Here is a 25,865-nt window from a genome sequence, read left to right as displayed (position 1 = left end):
TCGGCACGTAGCGCAGCCTGGTAGCGCACCGTCATGGGGTGTCGGGGGTCGGAGGTTCAAATCCTCTCGTGCCGACCAAAATTATTATATAAACCAGCCTCTTAAGGCTGGTTTTTTTATGCCTGTCTTCTGAGCGGACATACTGGGAAATCCCCCTTCGTTTTCCTCCCGGCATTCTGCGTAATACATCAGTAATGAACCCACTTCTGGTCTTTATCACTTTCTTTCACCGCCGACGTTCAGAGCACGATGGCTCCCTGAGCGTAAGAGTCCGCGGTCGATAGTCGCTGAACATACCTATCTCAACATGGCATCGATAAGTCAGTTGCGAGAACTATCGTTATATAGTCAAATACATAACGATTATATTATTTTAATGGGGTTAACGATGCATTTGTTTATGTTTTACATCGGTGGGAATGCCGGAAAATCGAACATCGAGGTCCACGATATTCAGTTTGTAGCAGCCAACGAAGCAAAAGATACCTGGCCCGCGCTGCGTGAAGCATGGTTCGGTGATAAAGATAAAATTCATATCGACGGTTACAGTCGTATCACGTGGGCAGATGGGTATTCTGTCACACTCTCCCCGGTGCCGCCCAAGTCCTCCAAAAGATTGTTCTTCGTTAACGCAGGAGGCTACAGGCCGGATACGCTCGCGGAGCTCCATGAGTACGATTTATTTGTCGCCGAGAATGCCCAGGCTGCAAAAAATAAAGCGTTGAATACCCTGCTCTGTGGTGTCGATCAGCAGCATAAAGATAATTTGACCGAGGTTGATGATTGCTTACTACTTGAGAGGATTGGCGATCTATTCATTCATCTCACACCTTGTGATTCAGGGTGCCGGGATCGACCAGAATGGCAGGGTTATTTACCAATAGGTTTGTAGCCTGTGAGGATAAAGCTGGCCGAGGGCTTTTAGCATATCAGTCATGCTGAGCCTCACCATAAATAGAAACAGGGGTGGCCCCTGTTTCTATTTAGTCATTCCTCACGCACGTCCAGGTCGCACCTATTCTGATGTATATATGTATACTTTAGTCATCAATAATTCGCCCATAGGTAATCCCCATTATTATAAAAATGGTTATAACACTATATTCAGCCCAAATTTGATGCGAACTTAATGATTATAAATAAATATTTGTCTCTCTATGCCGAAAAAATAGCACCCTGCTAGCATCATTATTTCTGTACCGAGAAAACGGCAACGTGTAAACGCCCACAATGTTAAATGTGGATGCTACCAATAGCTTAATAATGGAAACCTGAACTGGAATGCCCGCCACCGATGTGGGTACCCGCAGTGGAGAACCCGCCGGCGCTATGGCTGTTCTGCGCATTTTCGCCGCCATTACCCGTTCCATGCTCTCCATGGCTACTCTTGCTCTGGCTATGATTACCCCAGGATTCGCCCGCAAACGGAGGATGAACGGTGACCACATGCCCGGGTTCATTGGGTTCTGTTACATCAGGAGTGCCAGTAATCGATGGAGTACCTGTATTCGACGGAGTGCCTGTATTCGATGGGGTACCTGTATTCGATGGATTACCAGTATTAGGTGGGGTTCCAGTATTAGGGGCTGTGCCAAGAACCTGTTGGCTACGTGCATTCATGTAGGAAGAGCCATATGACTGATTTGCTATATTAGCATTGTTGCCTGAATAGTTTATGGTATTCCCTAAAGAAGGATCGGTAATCCCATTGTTAGCTAATGAAGATGCCCCCACACCTGCATAAGCGGAGACGGAAAAGAAAATAGATAAAGCGAATACTTTATACTTCATATGAAACCACCATCATAATTGTTGGATATTTGTTAGAACAAATTTTGAACATCGAAAGATGTTGGCAATCTATTCTCATATACATTTTTTTACAATAGGAAAAATAAAATATCAGCCACAGGTAATACCAGATCAACCCGTTTACCCCTCTATTACCCAGCAAAAATATAATTAGCCAATTAATTTTTAAATTTATGTATACCACTATGTAGGATATTTATTCTAAATTTAAAAATAATCTGTTCTATGACCTCTCAATCCAGAAACCAGCCAACCCCGGCAAGCAGTCGGTAAGCAAATAAAAGGGAGCCCCGCAAAATCACAGAGTAAAAAGCACATTACAAAGCAACAAGCCAGTCATAAACACCACACATAAACACAAAACCAAAATATCAAACTATTCCTAATGAAAAATATAGTAAAAACCGATTACCATTCACATCAGGAATGCTATTCTCTTGTTGTTGAAACTGATAAAAAGGATGAACAGTGAAAAATTCACATAAGCTTGCCGCTTCATTACTCGCCATCGCCTGCGCTTCCAGCACCGCCTGGGCCGCAGAACAGCCGCTTGAAAAGGTTGCCCCTTACCCGCAGGCTGAGAAAGGCATGAAGCGTCAGGTCATTCAGTTACCGGCGCAGAAAGACGAATCTGCCTATAAGGTAGAGTTATTAATTGGTAAAACGCTGGAAGTCGACTGTAATCATCAGCGCCTGGGTGCCGAGCTGGAAAGCAAAACGCTGGAAGGCTGGGGCTATGACTACTACGTGGTAGAGAAAGTCAGCGGCCCGATGTCAACAATGATGGCCTGCCCTGACCAGAAAAAAACCAGGAAATTCATCACCGCTTCGCTGGGTGACGATGGCATGCTGCGCTACAACAGCAAGCTGCCGATCGTGGTTTACGCCCCGGAAAATGTGGAAGTCAAATACCGCGTCTGGGAAGCCCAGGAAACGGTACATAACGCCGAAGTGCGTTGATGAACGATCGCCACCTCCCCGGAGGTGGTTTAAAATAGATGATAAAAAAACCGGCGATGCCGGTTTTTTTTTACTGCCTGATGATAACCTGTCCCGCAGCTACAGCGCGATATCGGCAACCTCTTTCACCGTCACCGTCTTCGGCGGCGTCTGCACTGCCGGCACCGGATCGGCTTCACGCGGCGCTTCATGACGCAGGCCCAGCACCTCGCTGGTATAAGCCAGCGTTTGTTCAATCAGATGCGGGTTTTCGGTTAGCGTTGAGCCATAGGTTGGCACCACGGCGCGAATCTTAGTCTGCCACTCGGCGGTCTGCATCTTATCCTTAAACACTTTTTCCATCAGATCCAGCATGATCGGCGCGGCGGTAGACGCGCCCGGCGAAGCGCCCAGCAGCGCGGCAACGGTACCTTCATCGTCGCTCACCACTTCAGTGCCCAGACGCAGCACGCCGCCAATGCGCGCATCGCGTTTGATAATCTGCACGCGCTGGCCCGCCTGCCACAGACGCCAGTCCTGCTTTTTCGCCATGGGGTAGTAGGCGCGTAGCGCGGCGTGGCGATCTTTATCCTTCTGCAGCACCTGGCTGACCAGGTATTTGACCAGATCGAAATTATCCAGCCCGACGTTAAGCATCGGCAAGATATTGGATTTATTGGTGGACGCCAGCAGATCCCACAGCGAACCATTTTTCAGGAAGCGCGTAGAGAAGGTGGCGAACGGCCCGAACAGCACCACCCGTTTGCCGTCAATAATACGGGTGTCGATATGCGGCACCGACATCGGCGGCGCGCCCACAGAAGCCTGGCCGTAGACTTTCGCCAGATGATGGTTGACCACTTCCGGGTTCTCACACACCAGGAACTGCCCGCCGACCGGGAAGCCCGCATACTCTTTCGCCTGCGGGATTTTGGTTTGTTGCAGCAGCTTCAGCGCCGCGCCGCCCGCGCCAATAAATATAAATTTCGCTTTAATCGTGCGCTTTTCATGGCTGTTATTGGCGTTGGAAACCGTCACGTTCCAGCTGTTATCGGCGTTACGATGAAAACGGCGTACCACGGTGTTCAGCTGAAGAGAAAAACCGTCACGGGTTTTCAGCGCATTGATCATCTGACGGGTGATCTCGCCGTAGTTCACATCGGTGCCCGCTTCGGTGCGGGTGGCGGCGATTTTCTGCTGCGGATCGCGCCCTTCCATCACCAGCGGCGCCCACGCTTTAATCTGATCGTGGTCTTCGGAGTAGCGCATGCCGTTAAACAGCGGGCTCTTCTGCAGCGCGCGGTAGCGGGCGCGCAGGAAATTAACGTTATCCTCGCCCCACACAAAGCTCATGTGCGGCACGGTGTTGATAAAACTTTTCGGCTGCGTCAGCACCCCGCGCGTCACCTGATGCGCCCAGAACTGGCGGGAGATCTGGAACGCTTCGTTGATATCAATGGCTTTATCGATGCTGACGGAGCCGTCAGCTTTTTGCGGGGTATAGTTGAGTTCCATTAGCGCGGAGTGCCCGGTTCCGGCGTTATTCCAGCCGTTTGAGCTCTCTTCCGCGACGCTCTCCATTTGCTCAACCATGGTAATCGACCAGTCTGGTTCAAGCTCCTGCAGCCACGTACCCAGCGTAGCGCTCATAATTCCGCCACCGATCAGCAATACATCCGTCTCGTGAACCGCACGAGTCTTCGCCTTTTTCGCCACAGAAGTCTTCTCGGTACCCGATTTCTGTGAGTTGGGTACAGCTATCTTTTTTTTCATCGTAGGGGGCCTTACTTGACCATCGAGTTGTTACATGCAGGTAAAAACATCCGTACAGTTACGTTACCACCAGGGCGATGAAATTTAAATATTGTTTAAAATTTAAGTTGAGTTTTGAGATCTGTTATTAAAATGTTTAATAAATGTGTACAGAAAATGAGATTTGGTACTGGCAGAATGTGACGGGAAGCGGTATTATTCTCCCCTTTGTGATGGTACGCACGGAAGCCGTGGCTTATGGAAAACCGGCCATCGATAACCTGCGAATACTCTAATGTCGAACACCTCCTCCTTGAGCGTGCTACGCTCACCGTCGCTGCTTACCCGCGAAGCGCTGGCTGGCGTTATTACCGCCCTGGCGCTGATCCCTGAAGTGATCTCGTTTTCAGTGATTGCCGGCGTTGACCCTAAAGTCAGCCTGATTGCGTCGGTCGTGCTGTGCCTTAGCATGTCGTTCCTTGGCGGACGCCCGGCAATGGTCACGGCCGCCGCCGGTTCAGTCGCGCTGGTCATCGGCCCGATGGTCCACGTGCACGGCGTGGCCTATATTTTACCTGCGGTTTTGCTGGCCGGCATCATTCAAATTTTGTTTGCCCTCTGCGGCATGGCGAAGCTGATGCGCTTTATTCCCCAGTCGGTAATGACCGGTTTTGTGAACGCGCTCGGCATCCTGATTTTCTTTGCCCAGGTACCCCACTTCTGGAGCCGCAGCCCGCTTATCGTCGCGCTGTTTGCCGCTACCATTCTGATCGTACTGTGGCTACCGCGGGTGACAAAAAGCATCCCTTCCCCGCTGGTTGCCGTCGTGCTGCTGACGCTGTTTACCGTCACCAGCGGGCAGATTCTGCCGACCGTGGGCGATGAAGGCTCAATGAGCGGCGGCCTGCCGGGGCTGACTCAGTGGCTGGTGCCGTTTAACCTCGAGACGCTGCAAATTATCTGGCCCTGTGCGCTGAGCATTGCCTTCGTCGGACTGATGGAATCGCTGCTGACCGCTAAACTGGTAGACGATCTCACCCATACGCCATCGAACAAAACGCGTGAAAGCGCGGGCCTCGGCATCGCCAATATGCTGGCCGGCTGCTACGGCGGTATTGCCGGATGCGCGATGATCGGTCAGACCATTGTGAACGTGGAGATGGGGAAAGGCCGCAGCCGCGTATCAACCGTTGCCGCCGCGCTGGTGCTGCTGCTGTTGGTAACCGCCTTAAGCGAAGTGATGGCGAAGATCCCGATGGCGGTACTGGCGGGGATTATGGTGATTGTGGCCTTTAAGACCTTTAGCTGGCCAAGCCTCCAGCCCGCGACGCTCAAGCGCGCGCCGTGGCCGGAAACGCTGGTGATGCTGGTCACCGTTGGCGCAACGGTCAGTACCGGTAATCTGGCGATTGGCGTGCTGGCAGGTATCATCATGATGGCGATCGTGCCTGCACGCCTGAAGCTTCGGGCGAAGCTTAAAGCAGAAACAGCGTCGCCAGCCCAAGAAAAATAAAGAAGCCGCCGGTATCGGTGATCGCGGTGATCATCACGCTTGAGCCGACCGCCGGGTCGCGCCCAAGCTTGGCCATGATCATCGGGATCAGCACCCCCATGATCGACGCCACCAGCAGGTTCAGGATCATCGCCAGCGTCATCACGCCGCCGAGCGCCAGGTCGTCATACAGCAGCCAGGTCACGGTGCCCATGATGCCGCCCCAGACAATACCGTTAATCAGCGCCCCCCCCATTTCACGCAGGATCAGGAACGAGAAGTTACCCGGCTGAATGTGTTGCAGTGCCAACGCGCGCACGATCATGGTAATGGTCTGGTTACCGGTATTCCCGCCGATGCCCGCGACAATAGGCATCAACGATGCCAGCGCCACCAGCTGAGAAATGGTGTGTTCAAAGCCGTCAATCACTCGCGAGGCGATAAACGCGGTGCAGAGGTTAATGGCCAGCCACGCCCAGCGGGTTTTCACCGCTTTGGTCACCGGCGCAAACACGTCTTCTTCACTGCTCAGGCCGCCCATGCGGCGCAGGTCGCTGTCGGTCTCTTCATAGACCACGTCGACGATCTCATCGATGGTCAAACGCCCCATCAGCTTGCCCTGAGAGTCAATTACCGCGGCGCTGATTAAGTTGTCACGTTCGAAGGTACGCGCGACGAGTTCCGACTTTTCTTCCGGATGGAAGGCGACCGGATCGGCTTCCATCACTTCATGCACCAGTTTTTCCGCCGGGTTGAGCAGAATGGTTTTCAGCTCCAGCTCGCCAATCAGGGTCTGATCGCGCTGGACGACAAACAGCTTATCGGTGTTCTCCGGCATTTTGCCCAGGCGGCGCAAAAAGCGCTGCACCGAGGCCAGCGTGACGTCCGGGCGAATGGTAATCACCTCGAACTCCATGATGGAACCCACCTGCTCGTGGGCGTAGTTCATCACCTGACGTACGCGCGCGCGCTCTTCCGGCGACATCGACGCCAGCAGGCGTCCGGTCAGGTCGCGCGGCAGGTGCTGCACCAGGTAAATCTGTTCGTCGATATCCAGCGTTTGCAGTGCATCGAGCAACGCCCGGTCGCTCATATCTTCAATGAGGTCGTCCCAGACGTTCTCCGATGCTTCCAGCAACACTTTCCCGCGGCGATCGTCTTCAACCATGTTCCACAGCGCATGGCGTTCTTCAGACGGTAACGCTTCCAGGGTATCGGCGAGATCCGGCGGCGGCAGGTGCGCCACTAAATTGCCGACTTCAGCAAGGTCGTCAACCAGCGTGCCTTCATCGTACTGCTCGGCAAGCGTCAGTTTGCCCAGCAGCGCGGAAGTCACGGCTTTATCAGTGGTCAGCAGCCAGATAAGGCGCTGGCGCTCTTCGTCGCGCAGACGGGCGCTGTTCTTTTTCAACAGAGACATGAATAATCCTTATTCGTGAGACGTTACCCCGCCGGATAGCCGGGCGAATTAAGCATAGCGCGCAGAGATGTAAAAAAGTTTAAACGAGCCGCCCGTCCGGTGAAAAAACCGGCAGAGCGGCGAAAAAAAAGTTAGGCGGTACGGGCAACGGCATCGCGGGAAGCGCGTTCGCGCTCCTCGCCCACCAGCTCGCTGAGCTGGCCGTTACGCATTTCCAGCAAGCGATCGGCATGAATAAAGTAGTGATCGTCATGGCTGATGGCGAAAATGGTTTTCCCCATCTGCTGCATCAGCGGCAGCAATACCTGATAGAACTCACGGCGGAAATGCGGGTCCTGATCGGCCGCCCACTCATCAAGCATAATGATGTCACGCTCTTCCGCCAGCGCCAGCAGCAGCGCCACGCGCTTCTTCTGCCCTTTCGACAGCTTCAGATCCAGAATCCGCCCGTCTTCCAGCTTAATCTTGTGCGTCATCTGTAGCTGAGTCAGCCATTTATCAATCAGCGCCGGGTCCGCGTTCTTGCCTTCCGGGCCTAATAGCTGGTCAAACAGCCAGACGTCGGTAAACACCGCCGAGAACAGCTTGCGGTAATCTTCCGGCTTGTCCGCCGCCAGCGGCTGGCCGTCCAGCAGAATCTGCCCGGAAACCGGCTGATACAGGCCGGTCAGCAGCATCGCCAGCGTTGATTTACCGCTGCCGTTGCCGCCAATCAGGAACACCAGTTCACCACGCTTAAGCGTCAGGTTCAGCGGGCCTACCGCAAAGGTGTTGTCTTCATAATGGAAGGTGACGTCGCGCAGCTCCAGCGTCTGCCAGTTCGGGTGCGCGGTCGGCTGCGGGAAGGTTTCCTGATACGGCGCCAGCGCGAATTTATTCAGCTTATTGAACGCCACCTGGGCGCTCAGCAGCGTAGGCAGCGCCCCCACCGCCGACAGCAGCGGCGTGCGCAGGAACAGCAGCGTAAGCGAGTAGGTGGCGGCGACGTTGGTGTCGGCCCAACCGAGGCTGTTCGCCATCCAGAACACCAGGCCGATGGCACCAAGCATCATAATGTTTGACCAGTTAACGGCGCTCAGGTGGAAGGTGTCGGCACGAACGATATGGTGGCGGTAGTCTTTGGCATTCGGGGTAAATTTTTGCTCAAAAACGTACTCCGCGCGCTCGCGGTTGAGGGTCAGCTCTTTGCGCCCTTCCAGCACCGTCTGGTAGTCGTTGTACAGCCGATCTTCCGTTTCACGCAGGGTCGCCATATGGCGGTACACGCGCGCCACCAGCATAAAACCGCCCCAGATGGTCAGCGCCATCCACAGCGCGGTAATCAGCAGCATTTTGCTCGATAGCATCGCCAGGTAGGCCGCCGACCCCACGGTCAGGATAATCCCCTGCACCAGCTCCGGCAGGCGCACGAAGGCAATGGTGATGGCGCGAATGTCGCTGGTCAGGCCCGCCAGCAGCGAGGCGCTGCCGAGTTTCTCTACGCGCTCCACCTGGGTGTCGAGGATCCGTTTGATAAATTCCCGGCGCAGGCGGTAGACAAAATGGTGCCCCAGGGTGGTCAGCGCCAGCTGTGAACCGAGCGTCACCGCCATCAGCAGCAGCAGCAGGCCAAGAAATTCCGGCAGTACGGTCAGCGTGGTATCCACCGTCTCAATCAGACGTACGTTAATAAAGGCAATCAGCCCGATACCGAGCGCGGCGCTCAGCAGGCTTAGGGCGATAACGCCGATAAAGGGCCAGCGATACTGACGCCAGACAAGTAACAGAAGTTCCATAGCAGTGACCAGGGCAAGAAAAAACAGCCAGCAGTGTAAACTGCTGAGAGTCTACATCAAGAATAATTCTTATTTTTATTCGTCATTCTGCGGCGCGGCGGAAGGTCAGGTTGTAACGCCACGGGCCAACCTGCGGGTGATTACCCTCTTTGAGCGGCAGAATGGCATGATAAAACAACCGCGATTCACCGCCCCATACCACCACATCACCATGCTCGAGCAGCACGCGTTGCAGCGGGGCGCTGCGCGTCAGGCCGCCGAACTGAAAAACAGCGGGCAGGCCGAGCGATACCGACACGATTGGCGCGTCCAGCGTGGCTTCATCTTTGTCCTGATGCAGCGACAGCTTTGCCCCCGGCTGATAGCGGTTAATCAGGCAGGCGTCGGGGTTAAAGCCCGGGTAGCCCGCGCAGTTGGCCGCCTCCTGCGCCAGCCGGCGAAAACAGTCCGGCATCGCGGGCCAGGGCTTTCCCGTCAGCGGGTCAACGGTGGCGTAGCAATAGCCGCGACGGTCCGTACTCCAGCCGAGCGGGCCGCAGTTGGTCATCGCCACCGACATGGTATAGCCGCCCGGCGTCACCATGTGGCGAAACGGCGAGGCCGTCGCAACCTCGGCGATCGCCGCCAGCAGCGCGTCACTCTGCGCCCGCGCCAGCCGATGTAACACCATCGCGCCGGGAGCCAGCGGTTCCGACCATGGCGCTTCATCAGCAAACAAATCTAACATTCGCTCTCCTGCGCTTTTTCTCGCGCTAACAATCGGGCTTTACGCGCCACGCCCCAGCGGTAGCCGGAGAGGCTGCCGTCGCCGCGTACCACCCGGTGACAGGGTACCAGTATTGCCAGCCGGTTTGCCGCGCAGGCGCTGGCCACCGCGCGCACCGCGTTCGGTTTGCCGATCGCCTCCGCCACCTGCCGGTAGCTGCGGGTCTCGCCCGTGGGAATGGCGCGTAATGCCTGCCAGACCTGCTGCTGAAAAGCGGTCCCCTGAATATCCAGCGGTAAAGTCAGCGCCGCCGCGTGGGGTTCAAGGCTTGCCATTACGGTGCGGGTTGCCGCGCTCACCTCCGCTCCGGCGGCCAGCAGCCGCGCGGCGGGAAAACTACGCTGCAGTTCGGCCAGCAGGCTAGCGTCATCGTCGCCCAGCAGGACGGCGCAAACGCCCCGCTCGCTCAGCGCCACCAGGCAACGCCCCAGCGAGCACTCACCCACGGTGTAGTGAATCTCCGCCGCTTCGCCGCCCCGACGCCGGGTAGCTGCGGTCATACCCAGCAGCGAGTCGGCGTGGCGGTAATAGCTGCTGCTCGACGGGAAGCCCGCCGCCAGCACCGCCTCGGTGACCGGCCTGCCCTCGCTTAGCGCCTCTCGCAGACGGTTTGCGCGCCAGGCCTGCTGCCAGGCTTTGGGCGTCAGACCGGTGACGGACTTAAACAGACGGTGGAAGTGATAGGGGCTAACCGCCACCGCCTGCGCCAGGGCATCGAGCGTGACCGGGCGGTCCTGCTCCAGCAGCCGACAGGCGTGGGCCACCTTAGCGATTTTCTGCTGTTCAGGCGAGAGCGTGTCCGGCTGGCAGCGCTTGCAGGGACGAAAACCGCCCGCCAGTGCCGCGCTGGCATCGTTGAAGAAGCGTACGTTCTGCCGCAGCGCATGACGCGCGCGGCAGGACGGACGGCAGAAGATACCGGTCGTCAGCACGGCAAAGACGAACTGACCGTCGGCATTTGCGTCGCGATCGAGGACCGCCTGCCAGCGCGCCTCGTCGGTATGTCGCGTTTGAATCGTCATAATGGGCTCCTCCTTCTAGTGTAACTGCCACAGTGCCGGAAAGGAGGAATTAAAAAACCCGCAATCTTGCTTTCTAATTTTTCCCATTCACCAGGAAGGCGCGGAACTGCGGCGACATCCAGGTGTTAAAACCATCATCCGTTTTCATGATCATGTACACCGCCAGGCCCTGCTCGCGTACCACCTGCTGGGCTTTCTCGCTGCCGAGCACCATCAGGCCGGTATCCCAGGCGTCGGCTTCCAGCGCGGTTGGCGCAATCACGGTGACGGAAACCAGCTTATGGGTAATCGGCCGTCCGGTTTGCGGGTCGATCACGTGTGAGATCCGCTGGCCGTCCAGTTCATAATAGTTCCGATAGCTGCCGGACGTGCTGATGCCGTGACCGTTGATATCGACGATCGCCTGCACCGCGTTTTCCCGGTCGGTCGGCTTCTGAATCGCCACTCGCCACGGCTGGCCATCGGCGTTCATGCCGCGGCTTACCAGCGCCCCCCCGACCGAAACCAGATAGCGGGAGATGCCTTCTTCAATCATCAGTCGCGCGAGATGATCGGCGGCATAACCTTCGCCTACCGTGGAGAGATCGACATAAAGATCGGGGATCGATTTTTGCAGATACTGCCGATCCGCGCGGTTGATCACCGTCAGTTTGTCCAGCCCGGTACGCGCTTTCGCGGCGTCAATTTGCGCCTGGGTCGGCGTGCTCACCGGCTGTTTGTCCGGGCCGAAACCCCAGAGATTGACCAGCGGGCCAACGGTGATATCCATCGCCCCGTCGGTTTTACGCCCGACGCGTAGTGATTCGGTGACGATATCCGCCATCGCTTCATTCACCGGCCACGGCGTGGTGCTCTGTGAATGGTTGAAACGCATCAGCGACGAGTCGTTTTTCCAGGTCGACAGCAGGCGGTCGTCGCTATCCAGCAGGTTTTGTACCTTGGTGCGCAACTCTTCAGACCGGGCTTTGTCGATGCCTACCACGCTCACGCGCCAGAAGGTGCCCATGGTTTTGCCTTCCAGCACGGTTACCGCCGCTTTGGGGGCCGCTGGCGCGCTGGCGTTATCACAGCCCGTCAGCAGAATGACGACGCTCAACAGCGCCATTCGTATAAAAGTCATTTCCATCCGTTATTACCCTCCTGCAATCGGCGCAAGAGTACACTAATTTGCTGAAATTCGGCACAAAAAAAGGGGCCAAAGGCCCCTTTTGCAACGGTATTAACAGTATTAGAACTGGTAAACCATACCCAGTGCTACGACGTTATCGGTAGAGATACCGGCGCGACGGGTAAATTCGTTGCTATCCAGCAGGTTGATTTTGTAGTCAACGTAGGTGGACATGTTTTTGTTGAAGTAGTAGGTCGCACCTACGTCAACATATTTCAGCAGGTCCTGGTCGCCGTAGTTACCGGCAGAACCATTGATGTCCTTACCTTTAGACTGCAGGTAAGCGATGGACGGACGCAGGCCGAAATCGAACTGGTACTGTGCAACCACTTCAAAGTTCTGCGCTTTTTCAGCAAAACCGCTGATTGCGTCAGCATTGCCGTTACCGCTGAAGCGGCTAGCGTTGTAGGTCTGGGTGTACTGAGCGGCCAGATAGATGTTGTTCGCATCATATTTCACGCCACCGGAGTAGGTGGTTGCGTTGTCGCCGTGACCGTAAACCATGTTGTTCTGATCGGTGGTACGCTTGGAGCTAGCAATCGCAGTACCTACGCTGAAGCCTTCGCCCAGATCGTAAGTCAGGGAGCCGCCGAAGCCGTCACCGTTCTGCTTCAGATCTTTACGACCGTTAGCGGTTGAACCTTCGCCGGATACGCTGCCGTTTTTACCCTGATACTGCAGAGCAAAGTTCAGACCTTCAACCAGACCGAAGAAGTCGGTGTTACGGTAGGTCGCAACGCCGTTAGCACGGGACTGCAGGAAGTTGTCGGAACCGTAGGTGTCGCCGCCGAATTCCGGCAGAACGTCGGTCCAGGAAGTCACGTCGTAAACCACGCCGTAGTTACGACCGTAGTCGAAAGAACCTGCGTCAGCAACGCGGATACCTGCGAAGCCTACACGGGTCCACGCCTGGTCAGAAGAACCTTCAACGTTGTTCGCCTGAACGTTGTATTCCCACTGGCCGTAACCGGTCAGCTGGTCGTTAATCTGAGTTTCACCTTTGATACCCAGACGAACGTAGGACTGGTCGCCGTCAACGCCGTTGTCGCTGGAGAAGTAGTGCAGACCATCAACTTTACCGTACAGGTCTAATTTGTTGCCGTCTTTGTTATAAATTTCAGCCGCATTCGCTGCGCCCGCTACCAGCAGAGCTGGTACCAGGAGGGACAGTGCTTTAACTTTCATGTTATTAACCCTCTGTTATATATATATGCCTTTATATATGCCACTGCTTACTGATTAACCCTCATTAATCAGTCGGCAGACCCATTGTGCTGTAAAAACAGGAATAATCCAATAAGAATATGATACGAAAACCCTTGAAATGTTTCATTTGTCCATACAGATGTTTCAAAATGTAAATTCAAGGGAACTTTTATAAGCACAAAAAGCCTGGAAAAATAGCACTAATAATCAAAAGAATAAAAAATACATACATAAAATCAATGAGTTAAAAAACCTAAAGGGTATAGCACTGAATGGTAAAACAAAACCTTCACCCAGAACTAAAATAGTCAGTGCTATCATCATTAACTTTATTTATTACCGTCATTCAGTTCTGAATGTCTGTTTACCCCTATTTCCACCGGATGCTTCGCATCCGGTTTTTTTTTACCTTTCTTTACGTAAACTTAATCATACTGTGCTAACAATCGTAAATTATAACGACTATTAACTAATCGCATTTGATGACAAATAATGTCTTTGCACACCAATGAAAATTAATGTCTTGTTATTTAGTGCTATTTTTATCCGAATTTAATCAATAATTGTACAATATCCGTCTTGTTGTACACATAATCCGCAATATTGAATTTTCCTGGCCTCTGACAATAAAACTCCGTTTCATTCTGCCAGCCAAAAGCGCCCCTTGCCGACGACGTTTTTGCCTCGTGGATGCACCCCGCCGATTTTTTTGTATATACTGCCAGCAGAACAAAAGCAGGGTTTGCACGTCTCAATGCGTTATAAGCTTGAGCATATCCTCATTCAGATGCCGTTATGATGGGTTACACACGCCAATGAGTCAGTCCGACAAGATGAGCCCGACGAAATTCACCCTGCTCCCTGGGAGCATCACGCGTTTCTTCCTTCTTATGATCATCGTTCTGCTCGTGACGATGGGCGTGATGATTCAAAGCGCGGTCAACGCGTGGCTGAAAGATAAAAGCTATCAGATTGTCGATATGACGCATGCCGTCCATAAGCGCATCGATACCTGGCGCTACACCACCTGGCAGATCTACGACAACATTGCCGCGTCCAGCACCAACGCCACGCCTGCCGATGGTCTTCAGGAAACACGTCTGAAGCAGGACGTCTATTATCTGGAAAAGCCGCGGCGTAAAACCGAGGCGCTGATTTTTGGCTCTCACGACAGCGCAACGCTCGACATCACCCAGCGCATGTCAACTTATCTGGATACCCTGTGGGGCGCGGAAAACGTACCGTGGTCGATGTACTACCTGAACGGCCAGGACAACAGCCTGATCCTGATCTCTACGCTCCCGCTTAAAGATCTCTCTTCCGGCTTTAAAGAATCCACCGTCGGCAGCATTGTCGACTCACGCCGCGCCGAGATGCTGCAGCAGGCCAACACGCTGGATGAACGTGAAACGTTCTCGTCGTTACGCCGTCTGGCCTGGCAGAATGGCCGCTACTTCACCCTGCGCACCACCTTTAATCAGCCGGGGCATCTGGCGACCGTCGTGGCCTTCGATTTGCCGATTAACGATCTGGTGCCGCCAACCATGTCACTGGATAGCTTCCGCCTCGAACCGGATCCGGCGCAAAACGCCCAGCGCAGCCAGGAGAAAGATCCGAGCGACAGCGTAGCGATTAACTTTAATAGCTCGCGCATTGAGATCACTTCAGCCCTGAACACCACCGGGATGCGGCTGGTGTGGCAGGTGCCGTTCGGCACGCTGCTGCTGGATACCTTCCAGAACATCATGCTGCCGCTGCTGCTGAATATCGGCCTGCTGGCGCTGGCGCTGTTCGGCTATTCCACCTTCCGTAACCTGCCCACACGCGGCAATACCAGCAGCAGCGTCTCCTCTGCCGGCAACAACAACGAACTGCGCGTGCTCAGAGCGATTAATGAAGAAATCGTCTCTTTATTACCATTGGGTCTGCTGGTACACGACCAGGAGTCGAACCGTACGGTCATCAGTAATAAAATTGCCGACCACCTGCTGCCGCACCTTAATCTGCAGAACATCACCAGCATGGCGGACCAGCATCAAGGGGTGATTCAGGCCACCATCAATAACGAACTGTACGAGATCCGCCAGTTCCGCAGCCAGGTATCGCCGCGCACGCAGATTTTCATCATTCGCGATCAGGATCGTGAAATACTGGTGAATAAAAAGCTCAAACAGGCGCAGCGTCTGTATGAGAAAAATCAGCAGGGTCGCGCGGCGTTTATGCAGAATATTAGCGATACGCTGAAGCAGCCGATCAAGGCGCTGGCGGCGGAAGCCAGCCACCTTAATACGCCAGACAGCCAGCGGCTGGCGAACCACGCCGATCTACTGGTGCGTCTGGTCGACGAAATTCAGCTGGCCAACATGCTGGAAAACGACAGCTGGAAAGGCTCGACCACCCAGTTCTCGCTGCAGGAGCTGATTGATGAAGTGGTGCCGGAAGTGCTGCCGTCGATCAAACGTAAAGGGCTGCAGCTGCTGATCAACAACCAGGTTCCGGGTAAAGAGCAGCGCCACGGCGACCGCGACGCGCTGCGTAGGATCCTGCTGCTGCTGATCCAGTACGCCGTGACCACCACTCAGATAGGCAAAATTACCCTTGAAGTCAGCGCCGACGAGTCGGCGGAGGAGCGCTTAACCTTCCGCATTCTCGACACCGGCAGCGGCGTGTCGCATGGCGAAATCGACAACCTGCACTTCCCGTATCTGAACGATACCCAGTCGGACCGCTACGGTAAGGCCAACGCCCTCACCTTCTGGCTGTGCGACCAGCTGGCGCGCAAACTTGGCGGGCATCTGAACATTAAATCGCGGGAAACGCTGGGCACCCGCTACACGCTGCACGTGAAAATGGCGGTGCGTGAGGAAGGCGCCGAGGTGGAAGAGCAGCTGCTTGATGATGTGGTGGCGATGGTGGATATCACCTCTAACGAGATTCGCAACATCGTCACTCGCCAGCTGGAAAGCTGGGGGGCAACCTGCATCAGCCCGGACGAGCGCGCAACAAGTCAAGAATTTGATCTGTTTTTAACTGATAATCCGTCTAATCTTACTGCTTCCGGCTTGCTTTTAAGCGATGATGAGGCTGGAGTACGCAAAATTGGCCCAGGCCAGCTGCGCGTCAACTTTAACATGAGTAATGCCATGCAGGATGCCGTGCTCCAGCTTATTGAGGAGCAGCTGGCGCAGGAAGAAGTGACGGAATCGCCGCTGGGTGGTGATGAAAACGCCGAACTTCAGGCCAGCGGATATTATGCTCTGTTTGTTGATACGGTACCGGAAGATGTTAGCAGGCTGTATACTGAATCTGCAGCAAAGGACTTTGCCGCACTGGCACAGACAGCTCACCGCCTTAAGGGTGTGTTTGCCATGCTAAATCTGGTACCTGGCAAGCAGTTATGTGAAACGCTTGAACATCTTATTCGTGAGAAAGATGCATCCAGCATAGAAAAATACATCAGCGACATTGACGCCTACGTCAAGAGCTTGCTGTAGCAAGGTAGCCTTTACATGAACAATATGAACGTAATTATTGCCGATGACCATCCGATTGTGCTGTTCGGGATCCGTAAATCCCTGGAACAGATTGAATGGGTAAACGTTGTTGGCGAATTTGAAGACTCCACTGCGCTAATTAACAACTTACCGAAACTTGATGCCCACGTGCTGATCACAGACCTCTCCATGCCCGGAGACAAGTACGGCGACGGTATTACCCTGATTAAGTACATTAAACGCCATTTCCCAGGGCTGGCGATTATCGTACTGACCATGAACAACAACCCGGCGATTCTGAGCGCCGTGTTGGATCTGGATATCGAAGGGATCGTGCTGAAACAGGGCGCGCCGACGGATCTGCCGAAAGCGCTGGCTGCCCTGCAGAAAGGCAAGAAATTTACCCCGGAGAGCGTCTCTCGCCTGCTGGAGAAAATCAGCGCCGGCGGCTATGGCGATAAACGTCTGTCGCCAAAAGAGAGTGAAGTGCTACGTCTGTTCGCAGAAGGTTTCCTGGTGACCGAAATTGCCAAGAAGCTAAACCGCAGCATCAAAACCATCAGTAGCCAGAAAAAATCGGCGATGATGAAGCTGGGCGTGGAAAACGACATCGCGCTGCTGAACTACCTCTCTTCCGTCACGCTGTCTCCTTCCGACAAAGACTAACGTCTTTATTCAAACTTCAGCGCCCGTCCCGGCGGCGCTTCGCTTGGCCGGGCTACACGATCGTAGCCCGGACGAGGCGCAGCCGACGCCGTGGAGGCGCCATTATTCCCGCGATTTGCGCACTCTCGCCGCATAGACCGTCAGGGTCTGCTTCAGCACATCCAGCGTCACCGGTTTAGACAGGCAGCTATCCATGCCCGACTCAAGACAGCGCTGCTTCTCTTCCGCCAGCGCATTCGCCGTCACCCCGACAACCGGCAGCGTCAGCCCCAGCTGGCGAATACGCTGGGTCAGACGATAGCCGTCCATATTCGGCATGTTGACGTCGCTCAGCACGATATCAATATGGTTCTTACTCAGCACGTTCAGCGCGTCGACGCCATCGTTAGCGGTCTTGCACTGATAGCCGAGCGATCCCAGCTGATCGGCCAGCAGTCGACGGTTAATCGGATGATCGTCAACCACGAGGATCATCATATCGTCGTTGCTGTCTTCCGGCTCTTCCGGCGCGGACTGCAGTTCCGTCGCATCGCCGGTGGTCACCCTCACGCGATAAATACGGCCCAGCAGCGTCATCAGCTCATGCGGCGACACGATACTGTGCACCCACTGGCCAGGCGCGGATTCCTGCGGAATACCGATATGCCGGCGGCAGAACACGACTGCCGCCCTGCCCGCCCACGGCTGCGATAGCGCGGCATCGGTAATCAGCAGATCGTCCGCGGCCGGTGCTTCGCCATTATAGATCTGCACATCCATCCCGTGGAAAACGAGCAGCGACTGAATAAAGTCGGCGAGGGAGGCGTTACGCACCGCCAGCCAGCAGCGAATCTTCGCCAGGCCGTCAATCTCCAGCGGCGTGGCATCCTGCTCGCCGTACAGCGGAATACGCAGTGTAAACTGGCTGCCCATGCCCGGCTCGGTATCCACGGCAATATCGCCGTCCATCATGTTGACCAGCTTTTCACAAATCGCCAGCCCCAGCCCGGTACCCTGGAAGTTACGCTGCACCCCGGTCCCCACCTGGAAGAACGGGTCGAACAGACGCACCACCTCTTTGGCCGGGATGCCCACGCCGGTATCGCGAATGCTGATGCTCAGGTAGTACCCTTCCCGCTTGAGGTGCAGCACGATGCAGCCAACATCAGTAAACTTGATGGCATTGCTCAGCAGGTTGGAAATCACCTGCTGCAGACGCATCGGGTCACCCATCAGCTTGGTCGGCACATCCGGCTCAATAAAGCAGTACATCCCCAGCTGCTTTCTCACCACCAGCGGCAGATAGTTGGCGGTAATGTGGTTCATCACCTCTTTCGGCGAGAACTCGCGCGGCTCGATTTTCAGCTGCTCGGACTCAATTTTCGAGAAGTCGAGAATATCGCTGATGATTTTCAGCAGCAGCCCGGAAGAGTTATTCATCGCCGTCACCAGGCGGTCAACTCCCTTCGGCAGCTCTTTGGTCTGTAACAGGTCCAGGTTACCGATAATCCCGTACAGCGGCGTGCGCAGCTCATGGCTGACGGTGGCGAGGAACATCGACTTCGACTGGCTCGCCTGCTCCGCCGCCTGCGCCATCTCCTGTAAGGACTCTTCCATTTTGACGCGCGAGCTCACGTCCACCAGCACGCAGATCGCCACGTTTTCATTGCGATAGCGCGAATGGACGAAGCTGATTTGCAGGTTGGTATTGTTGCTGGTCAGCACGTCTACGAAGTTCACCTGCTGGCCGCAGATAATCTGCGTCAGCCGCTGGCGGTCTTCGTGGGTCAGCATATTGAGATAGTTGTGCGCCAGTTCGTTACTCAGGATATTGGTCCCATCCTGGGTGCGCAGAATGCAGATCCCCACCGGCGCCGAGGCGACGATTTTACGGTTGAACTGCTCATGCTCTTCCAGGCGCAGCGCGTCAGACTCTGCCGGCAGGAAAATGCGCCGCTCATACATGCGTGCCATGGTGAACAGCGCGATGCCGGTCAGCAGGTTCAGCAGCAGCGCGTTCAGGACCAGCACGCGGATCCGCTCAAGCACCGCGTCCAGCGGCACCGAATACACGATGCTCAGCGACGAAGGTGCCAGCGTCTTTTTCAGCACCAGCTCACGATAGCCCGCGGTGTAGCCAAACCACAGCCGCTCCTGCATTCCCTTTGTGCTAATGCGCAGGCGGCTATCCGGCCCGGCCAGCGCGATGAGCGTCTTGCCGTTATCGTCAAGAATCGACACCCCCATCGGCATACTGCCCGGGGTAAAGAAATTCTCTGCGCGGATAGTTTGTTCCACGCCCAGCAGCGCCTGCAGGCGGTTAGCCAGATACACCGGCGTCAGGGCATAGAAATAACCGACGCTGTGACGCGGCCCCTGCCCGACCCAGAACAGGTTGCCGCCGCGATCGTCCTGCGGCGCGTTACGGTAGTCCATGATGCGCTGGTGCAGTTCCTGCAACGCTTCGGTGCGCTCAACCGGCATTTCGCGCAGGCCAAAGTTGGCCATGCACAGATTATCGCTGCCAATCAGGAACACGCGATTAAGGTCGTAGGCCGCCGAAAAGTTTTCCCGCCAGTAGCGCAGGAACCAGGCCAGCGACTCCAACGGCCCGCGCCAGGTGGTGTCGAGCGCGCCGCAGTCAGAGTCAGAGAACAGCGGCTCAAAGTCCGGCACGTCGGTGCTGTCTTTTGTGGAGATGGCCGGCAGCACGCCGTTAGCGGCGGTTAAGCGGTTTTCCGCAATATACTTCAGCTCCTTCATCACATCGGAGGTTCGCTGGAAATAGCGCTGCGCCTGATCGGCGTTGAGATTAAACTCCTGGCGGATTTCCGACTCTTTCTGATGCAGCGTGTTCACGATATAGAACACGGAGATCAGCGCGATAAGCAGCCACAGCAGCAACGCCAAAGCCCGGAACAGGTAGCGTGAAACTTTCAGCGTTGTGCGAAAGGAGACAAGATATTTCAAGGGGGCGAAACTCCGCCGTCAATGGCTAACAGGATGGGGTTTAAGGTAGCGGGAAAAGGCATTTGTCGCAATCAGAGAGTAGCCCAACCGCGCGTCGCGACGCCCATACCCCGAATAAAAAAGGGCCGGTATTCACCGGCCCTTTCGCAACGTTGCTCAACGATTACTCGTCAGCGTCGTCCGCTACGTCGTCGTCGCTGTCGGTTTCCGGCGCGATTTCATCGTCACCTTCCGCCACGCTACCGTCGATAGCGTCCAGCTCTTCGTCGTCAACCGGCTCGGCCACGCGCTGCAGGCCCACTACGTTTTCGTCTTCCGCGGTACGGATGAGAATCACGCCCTGGGTGTTACGGCCAACCACGCTGACTTCCGATACGCGAGTGCGCACCAGGGTGCCCGCATCGGTGATCATCATGATCTGGTCGCAATCGTCGACCTGCACCGCGCCGACCACGGAGCCGTTACGCTCGGTCACTTTGATAGAGATAACGCCCTGGGTCGCACGCGACTTGGTCGGATACTCTTCCGCAGCGGTACGTTTACCGTAGCCGTTCTGGGTCACGGTGAGGATTGCGCCTTCGCCGCGCGGAATAATCAGCGAGACTACGCTGTCGTTTTCCGCCAGCTTGATACCGCGTACGCCGGTCGCAGTACGACCCATGGCACGCACGGCATCTTCTTTGAAGCGCACCACTTTACCGGCGGCGGAGAACAGCATAACTTCATCGGAACCGGAGGTCAGGTCAACGCCAATCAGCTCGTCGCCGTCGTTCAGGTTCACCGCGATGATACCGGCGGAACGCGGACGGCTGAACTCGGTCAGCGCCGTTTTCTTCACGGTACCGCTGGCGGTCGCCATAAAGACGTTCACGCCCTCTTCGTACTCGCGCACCGGCAGGATGGCGGTGATACGTTCGTTCGCTTCCAGCGGCAGCAGGTTGACGATCGGACGGCCACGCGCGCCACGGCTGGCTTCCGGCAGCTGATAGACCTTCATCCAGTACAGACGGCCCCGGCTGGAGAAGCAGAGGATGGTGTCATGGGTGTTGGCCACCAGCAGGCGGTCGATAAAGTCTTCTTCTTTAATACGCGCGGCTGATTTGCCTTTACCGCCACGACGCTGCGCTTCGTAATCGGTAAGCGGCTGATACTTGACGTAACCCTGGTGAGACAGCGTCACGACAACATCTTCCTGGCTGATCAGATCTTCGATATTAATATCGGCGCTGTTGGCGGTGATTTCGGTACGACGCTCGTCACCGAACTGTTCGCGAACCAGCTCCAGCTCTTCGCGGATCACTTCCATCAGACGCTCGGCGCTGCCCAGAATGTGCAGCAGTTCAGCGATCTGTTCCAGCAGCTCTTTGTATTCGTCGAGCAGTTTTTCATGCTCAAGGCCGGTCAGTTTCTGCAGACGCAGATCCAGAATCGCCTGTGCCTGCTGCTCGGTCAGGTAGTATTTACCGTCGCGTACGCCAAACTCAGGTTCCAGCCATTCCGGACGCGCGGCGTCGTCGCCTGCACGTTCCAGCATCGCCGATACGTTGCCCAGATCCCACGCCTGCGCCACCAGGCCCGCTTTCGCTTCGGCCGGCGTCGGTGCGCGACGGATCAGTTCAATGATCGGGTCGATGTTCGCCAGCGCAACCGCCAGCGCTTCAAGGATGTGCGCACGGTCGCGCGCTTTACGCAGTTCAAAAATCGTACGACGCGTTACCACTTCACGACGGTGGCGAACGAACGCGGCGATAATATCTTTCAGGTTCATGATCTTCGGCTGACCATGGTGCAGCGCAACCATGTTGATACCGAAGGAAACCTGCAGCTGAGTCTGGGAGTAAAGGTTGTTAAGAACCACTTCACCCACCGCGTCGCGCTTCACTTCAATCACGATGCGCATGCCGTCTTTATCAGACTCGTCGCGCAGCGCGCTAATGCCTTCAACGCGTTTGTCTTTCACCAGCTCGGCGATTTTCTCGATCAGGCGCGCTTTGTTCACCTGATACGGAATTTCGTGCACGATGATGGTTTCACGACCGTTTTTCGGGTCAACTTCCACTTCCGCGCGGGCACGAATGTACACTTTACCGCGGCCGGTGCGATAGGCTTCTTCAATCCCGCGGCGGCCGTTGATAATGGCAGCAGTCGGGAAGTCCGGGCCTGGGATGTGTTCCATCAGGCCTTCGAGAGTGATGTCTTCATTATCGACATAGGCCAGACAGCCGGTGATCACTTCCGTCAGGTTGTGCGGCGGACTGTTGGTTGCCATACCTACGGCGATACCGGACGAACCGTTAACCAGCAGGTTAGGAATTTTGGTCGGCATGACGTCCGGAATTTTTTCCGTGCCGTCATAGTTGTCCACGAAATCCACCGTCTCTTTTTCGAGATCGGCCATCAGTTCGTGAGCGATTTTCGCCAGACGGATTTCCGTATAACGCATTGCCGCCGCGGAGTCGCCATCGATTGAACCGAAGTTCCCCTGGCCATCCACCAGCATGTAGCGCAGCGAGAACGGCTGGGCCATACGAACGATGGTGTCATATACCGCGGAGTCGCCGTGCGGGTGGTATTTACCGATTACGTCACCAACGACACGGGCTGATTTTTTATAGGCTTTGTTCCAGTCATTGCCCAATACGTTCATGGCGTAAAGTACGCGACGGTGTACCGGCTTCAGGCCATCTCGGACATCCGGCAGCGCACGGCCAACAATGACCGACATCGCATAATCCAGATAAGAGTTTTTAAGCTCTTCCTCAATGTTGACCGGTGTAATTTCTCTCGCAAGGTCGCTCATCTAACCGCTATCCCTCTACTGTATTCCCGGATTCAAAGGTCGCAAATTATAACACATTAGCGTAAAGACAGGTAAACCCATTAGCACCTGCCAGACGCTTTATTCGCGCGTCGGTGCTGATATACTCGCAGACAATAATGAAATAAGGAGCAGGAACACCCATGAATGCCGAAAAAGCTGCGGTAGCGCATAACGTTGACCACGAAGAGATCGCCAAATTCGAGGCCGTCGCGTCACGCTGGTGGGATCTGGAAGGCGAATTTAAGCCGCTACACCGCATTAACCCGCTGCGTCTGGGCTACATCGCCGAGCGCTCCGGCGGCCTGTTCGGTAAAAAGGTGCTGGATGTCGGCTGCGGCGGCGGCATTCTGGCCGAAAGCATGGCCCGCGAAGGCGCGACGGTCACCGGGCTGGATATGGGCTTTGAGCCGTTACAGGTGGCAAAGCTGCACTCACTGGAAACCGGTATTCCCGTCGAGTACGTCCAGGAGACGGTAGAAGAGCATGCCGCAAAGCACGCCGGTCAGTATGATGTGGTGACCTGTATGGAGATGCTCGAGCACGTGCCGGACCCACAGTCGGTGGTTAAAGCCTGCGCGCAGCTGGTGAAACCCGGCGGCCAGGTGTTCTTCTCTACCCTTAACCGCAACGGCAAGTCCTGGCTGATGGCGGTGGTCGGCGCGGAATATATCCTGCGTATGGTGCCGAAAGGCACCCATGACGTGAAGAAATTCATCAAGCCTGCCGAGCTGCTCGGCTGGGTCGACCAGACGGTGTTGAAAGAGCGCCATATGATTGGCCTGCACTATAACCCGATCACCAACCGCTTCAAGCTGGCGCCGGGCGTTGACGTTAACTATATGCTGCACACCACCGCCAAATCAGCATGACCGGTAGCCCGGTCGAGCGAACGCGACGCCGGGTCGGCATAAATGCCTCGCCCGGGCTACCCACTAATTATCCGCCTGCGACATATTGCCTACCAATCATGGGAGGCGCTTACAACAAAATTGCGCCACATCACATTGCGCAATTTACAGCTTCGCCGAAGAAATCAGCACTCGATCAAATTTTCATTTTTTTTTGCATATTATTGACATCCCCGCCAGCCCTTATGCGCCGTGGACTTGACGTTTTTCACCCTTTATCAACCTCAATTTAACGTCAAAATCAACCCTTGTACTCAAAAGAATCCGGACTAGAATACTCACCATATAGCGTTCACTTAATCAACGAACCCCTACATGTAGTATTTATCCACAGGTTTTACGACTAGCGCAATTGTGGATAAATCAGGGGATATTTTTCTTTTCACGGACAGGTAACAATCACATGAATCAGAGTCTGCTGGTGACGAAGCGTGACGGCCGCACAGAGCGCATTAACCTCGACAAAATTCATCGCGTGCTGGATTGGGCAGCGGAAGGGCTGCACAACGTGTCGATTTCCCAGGTCGAGCTGCGTTCACACATCCAGTTTTACGATGGCATCAAAACGTCAGACATTCATGAAACGATTATTAAGGCCGCTGCTGACTTGATCTCCCGCGACGCGCCGGACTACCAGTACCTGGCCGCGCGTCTGGCGGTATTCCACCTGCGCAAAAAAGCCTACGGCCAGTTTGAGCCGCCGGCGCTGCTCGACCACGTGAAAAACATGGTAAGCCTGGGTAAATACGACAATCATCTGCTGGAAGACTATACGGAAGAAGAGTTCAAGCAGATGGACTCGTTCATCGTTCACGACCGTGACATGACCTTCTCCTACGCCGCCGTTAAGCAGCTGGAAGGGAAATACCTGGTTCAGAACCGCGTGACCGGTGAAATCTACGAGAGCGCGCAGTTCCTCTATATTCTGGTGGCGGCATGCCTGTTCTCCAACTACCCGCGTGAAACCCGTCTGAGCTACGTCAAACGTTTCTACGATGCGGTCTCTACGTTCAAAATTTCGCTGCCGACGCCGATTATGTCCGGCGTGCGTACCCCGACCCGTCAGTTCAGCTCCTGCGTGCTGATCGAGTGCGGCGACAGCCTGGACTCCATCAACGCCACCTCCAGCGCGATCGTGAAATACGTTTCCCAGCGCGCCGGTATCGGCATCAACGCCGGCCGCATTCGTGCGCTGGGCAGCCCGATTCGCGGCGGTGAAGCGTTCCACACCGGCTGCATTCCGTTCTACAAGCACTTCCAGACGGCGGTGAAATCCTGCTCTCAGGGCGGCGTTCGCGGCGGCGCGGCTACCCTGTTCTACCCGATGTGGCACCTGGAAGTGGAAAGCCTGCTGGTACTGAAAAACAACCGCGGCGTGGAAGGCAACCGCGTGCGTCACATGGACTACGGCGTACAGATCAACAAGCTGATGTACACCCGTCTGCTGAAAGGCGGCGACATTACCCTGTTCAGCCCGTCTGATGTCCCGGGCCTGTACGATGCCTTCTTCGCCGATCAGGACGAATTCGAGCGTCTGTATACCCAATACGAACAAGACGACAGCATTCGTAAACAGCGCATCAAAGCGGTTGAACTGTTCTCTCTGATGATGCAGGAACGTGCCTCTACCGGCCGTATCTACATCCAGAACGTTGACCACTGCAACACCCATAGC

The 25,865-nt window shown here is 55.3% G+C and carries 17 protein-coding genes and 1 tRNA gene; 8 read left to right on the top strand and 10 right to left on the bottom strand.

Translation table 11 applies throughout. The features are described 5' to 3' along the window. Position 1: 1 nt before the first annotated feature. Both ACK5JN_RS20035 and ACK5JN_RS20030 read left to right on the top strand, forming a co-directional pair. Positions 2-78, top strand: a tRNA-Pro gene (locus ACK5JN_RS20035). Between the two features lie 310 nt (positions 79-388). Beyond that, positions 389-892: a DUF1543 domain-containing protein gene (locus tag ACK5JN_RS20030; protein ID WP_416871762.1), complete on the top strand. Its 504-nt coding sequence runs from the start codon at positions 389-391 to the stop codon at positions 890-892. Positions 893-1,257: 365 nt separating this feature from the next. Here the strand turns inward: ACK5JN_RS20030 and ACK5JN_RS20025 are convergent, their stop codons facing one another. Beyond that, complete coding sequence (locus ACK5JN_RS20025) at positions 1,258-1,791, bottom strand: hypothetical protein (RefSeq protein WP_416871761.1); 534 nt, start codon at positions 1,789-1,791, stop codon at positions 1,258-1,260. 489 nt (positions 1,792-2,280) lie between these two features. On the opposite strand from ACK5JN_RS20025, the gene eco reads away from it, so the two are divergent. After that, positions 2,281-2,772, top strand: coding sequence for a serine protease inhibitor ecotin (gene eco, locus ACK5JN_RS20020; protein WP_416871760.1), 492 nt, complete (start codon positions 2,281-2,283; stop codon positions 2,770-2,772). Between the two features lie 99 nt (positions 2,773-2,871). On the opposite strand, the gene mqo is transcribed toward eco, so the two are convergent. After that, positions 2,872-4,524 (bottom strand): malate dehydrogenase (quinone), encoded by a 1,653-nt coding sequence (gene mqo, locus ACK5JN_RS20015; RefSeq protein ID WP_416871759.1) that lies wholly within the window; start codon positions 4,522-4,524, stop codon positions 2,872-2,874. A 274-nt stretch (positions 4,525-4,798) separates the two neighbouring features. Here mqo and ACK5JN_RS20010 point away from each other — a divergent pair, with 274 nt between their 5' ends. Then, the gene (locus ACK5JN_RS20010; RefSeq protein WP_416871758.1) at positions 4,799-6,016 is read left to right on the top strand and encodes a SulP family inorganic anion transporter; all 1,218 of its coding nucleotides are present in this window, start codon (positions 4,799-4,801) and stop codon (positions 6,014-6,016) included. Here ACK5JN_RS20010 and mgtE read toward each other — a convergent pair. The 6 genes from mgtE to ACK5JN_RS19980 all read right to left on the bottom strand — a co-directional run bounded on the left by mgtE (position 5,979) and on the right by ACK5JN_RS19980 (position 13,331). Beyond that, positions 5,979-7,415, bottom strand: coding sequence for a magnesium transporter (gene mgtE, locus ACK5JN_RS20005; protein ID WP_416871757.1), 1,437 nt, complete (start codon positions 7,413-7,415; stop codon positions 5,979-5,981). The two genes, ACK5JN_RS20010 and mgtE, sit on opposite strands and share 38 nt — an antisense overlap. A 131-nt stretch (positions 7,416-7,546) precedes the next feature. Next, positions 7,547-9,190: a multidrug ABC transporter permease/ATP-binding protein gene (locus tag ACK5JN_RS20000; protein ID WP_416871756.1), complete on the bottom strand. Its 1,644-nt coding sequence runs from the start codon at positions 9,188-9,190 to the stop codon at positions 7,547-7,549. Between the two features lie 82 nt (positions 9,191-9,272). Next, on the bottom strand, positions 9,273-9,917 hold the full coding sequence (alkB, locus tag ACK5JN_RS19995; protein ID WP_416871755.1) for a DNA oxidative demethylase AlkB: 645 nt from the start codon (positions 9,915-9,917) through the stop codon (positions 9,273-9,275). Next, positions 9,911-10,978 carry a bifunctional DNA-binding transcriptional regulator/O6-methylguanine-DNA methyltransferase Ada gene (ada, locus tag ACK5JN_RS19990; protein ID WP_416871754.1) on the bottom strand — a complete coding sequence of 356 codons (1,068 nt, stop codon included), beginning with the start codon at positions 10,976-10,978 and terminating at the stop codon, positions 9,911-9,913. Before ada ends, alkB begins: the two co-directional genes overlap by 7 nt. Before the next feature lie 73 nt (positions 10,979-11,051). Next, entirely contained in the window at positions 11,052-12,104 is a 1,053-nt protein-coding gene (apbE, locus tag ACK5JN_RS19985) for an FAD:protein FMN transferase ApbE (protein ID WP_416871753.1), read from the bottom strand. 102 nt (positions 12,105-12,206) lie between these two features. Then, a complete protein-coding gene (locus ACK5JN_RS19980) occupies positions 12,207-13,331 on the bottom strand; it encodes a porin OmpC (RefSeq protein ID WP_416871752.1) in 1,125 nt (374 codons plus the stop codon). Between the two features lie 836 nt (positions 13,332-14,167). Here ACK5JN_RS19980 and rcsD point away from each other — a divergent pair. Both rcsD and rcsB read left to right on the top strand, forming a co-directional pair. Next, positions 14,168-16,846, top strand: a complete 2,679-nt coding sequence (gene rcsD / locus ACK5JN_RS19975) for a phosphotransferase RcsD (protein WP_416871751.1) — start codon at positions 14,168-14,170, stop codon at positions 16,844-16,846. A gap of 15 nt (positions 16,847-16,861) precedes the next feature. Next, positions 16,862-17,512, top strand: a complete 651-nt coding sequence (gene rcsB, locus ACK5JN_RS19970; protein ID WP_064544005.1) for a response regulator transcription factor RcsB — start codon at positions 16,862-16,864, stop codon at positions 17,510-17,512. A gap of 102 nt (positions 17,513-17,614) precedes the next feature. Here the strand turns inward: rcsB and rcsC are convergent, their stop codons facing one another. Together rcsC and gyrA are read right to left on the bottom strand one after the other, a co-directional pair. Then, entirely contained in the window at positions 17,615-20,461 is a 2,847-nt protein-coding gene (gene rcsC, locus ACK5JN_RS19965) for a two-component system sensor histidine kinase RcsC (RefSeq protein ID WP_416871750.1), read from the bottom strand. A gap of 163 nt (positions 20,462-20,624) precedes the next feature. Then, positions 20,625-23,261: a DNA topoisomerase (ATP-hydrolyzing) subunit A gene (gene gyrA / locus ACK5JN_RS19960; RefSeq protein ID WP_416871749.1), complete on the bottom strand. Its 2,637-nt coding sequence runs from the start codon at positions 23,259-23,261 to the stop codon at positions 20,625-20,627. Positions 23,262-23,422: 161 nt separating this feature from the next. Between gyrA and ubiG the strand changes: the two genes are divergently transcribed. Both ubiG and nrdA read left to right on the top strand, forming a co-directional pair. Further along, the gene (gene ubiG / locus ACK5JN_RS19955) at positions 23,423-24,151 is read left to right on the top strand and encodes a bifunctional 2-polyprenyl-6-hydroxyphenol methylase/3-demethylubiquinol 3-O-methyltransferase UbiG (RefSeq protein WP_416871748.1); all 729 of its coding nucleotides are present in this window, start codon (positions 23,423-23,425) and stop codon (positions 24,149-24,151) included. Between the two features lie 442 nt (positions 24,152-24,593). Next, positions 24,594-25,865, top strand: a 1,272-nt coding sequence (gene nrdA / locus ACK5JN_RS19950; protein ID WP_416871747.1) for a class 1a ribonucleoside-diphosphate reductase subunit alpha, incomplete at its 3' end; no start/stop codon positions are given.

The organism is Kluyvera sp., from assembly GCF_047971185.1.
Taxonomy (GTDB): domain Bacteria; phylum Pseudomonadota; class Gammaproteobacteria; order Enterobacterales; family Enterobacteriaceae; genus Kluyvera.
Note: the sequence above shows the minus strand (reverse complement) of the source record. Positions and strands in the feature narration are given on the sequence as shown.

Coding starts and splice junctions, on each gene's coding strand:
- ACK5JN_RS20030 (WP_416871762.1), top strand. CDS start 389: ATGCATTTGTTTATGTTTTACATCGGTGGGAATGCCGGAAAATCGAAC.
- ACK5JN_RS20025 (WP_416871761.1), bottom strand. CDS start 1,791: ATGAAGTATAAAGTATTCGCTTTATCTATTTTCTTTTCCGTCTCCGCT.
- mqo (WP_416871759.1), bottom strand. CDS start 4,524: ATGAAAAAAAAGATAGCTGTACCCAACTCACAGAAATCGGGTACCGAG.
- ACK5JN_RS20010 (WP_416871758.1), top strand. CDS start 4,799: ATGTCGAACACCTCCTCCTTGAGCGTGCTACGCTCACCGTCGCTGCTT.
- mgtE (WP_416871757.1), bottom strand. CDS start 7,415: ATGTCTCTGTTGAAAAAGAACAGCGCCCGTCTGCGCGACGAAGAGCGC.
- ACK5JN_RS20000 (WP_416871756.1), bottom strand. CDS start 9,190: ATGGAACTTCTGTTACTTGTCTGGCGTCAGTATCGCTGGCCCTTTATC.
- alkB (WP_416871755.1), bottom strand. CDS start 9,917: ATGTTAGATTTGTTTGCTGATGAAGCGCCATGGTCGGAACCGCTGGCT.
- ada (WP_416871754.1), bottom strand. CDS start 10,978: ATGACGATTCAAACGCGACATACCGACGAGGCGCGCTGGCAGGCGGTC.
- apbE (WP_416871753.1), bottom strand. CDS start 12,104: ATGGAAATGACTTTTATACGAATGGCGCTGTTGAGCGTCGTCATTCTG.
- ACK5JN_RS19980 (WP_416871752.1), bottom strand. CDS start 13,331: ATGAAAGTTAAAGCACTGTCCCTCCTGGTACCAGCTCTGCTGGTAGCG.
- rcsD (WP_416871751.1), top strand. CDS start 14,168: ATGAGTCAGTCCGACAAGATGAGCCCGACGAAATTCACCCTGCTCCCT.
- rcsB (WP_064544005.1), top strand. CDS start 16,862: ATGAACAATATGAACGTAATTATTGCCGATGACCATCCGATTGTGCTG.
- gyrA (WP_416871749.1), bottom strand. CDS start 23,261: ATGAGCGACCTTGCGAGAGAAATTACACCGGTCAACATTGAGGAAGAG.
- ubiG (WP_416871748.1), top strand. CDS start 23,423: ATGAATGCCGAAAAAGCTGCGGTAGCGCATAACGTTGACCACGAAGAG.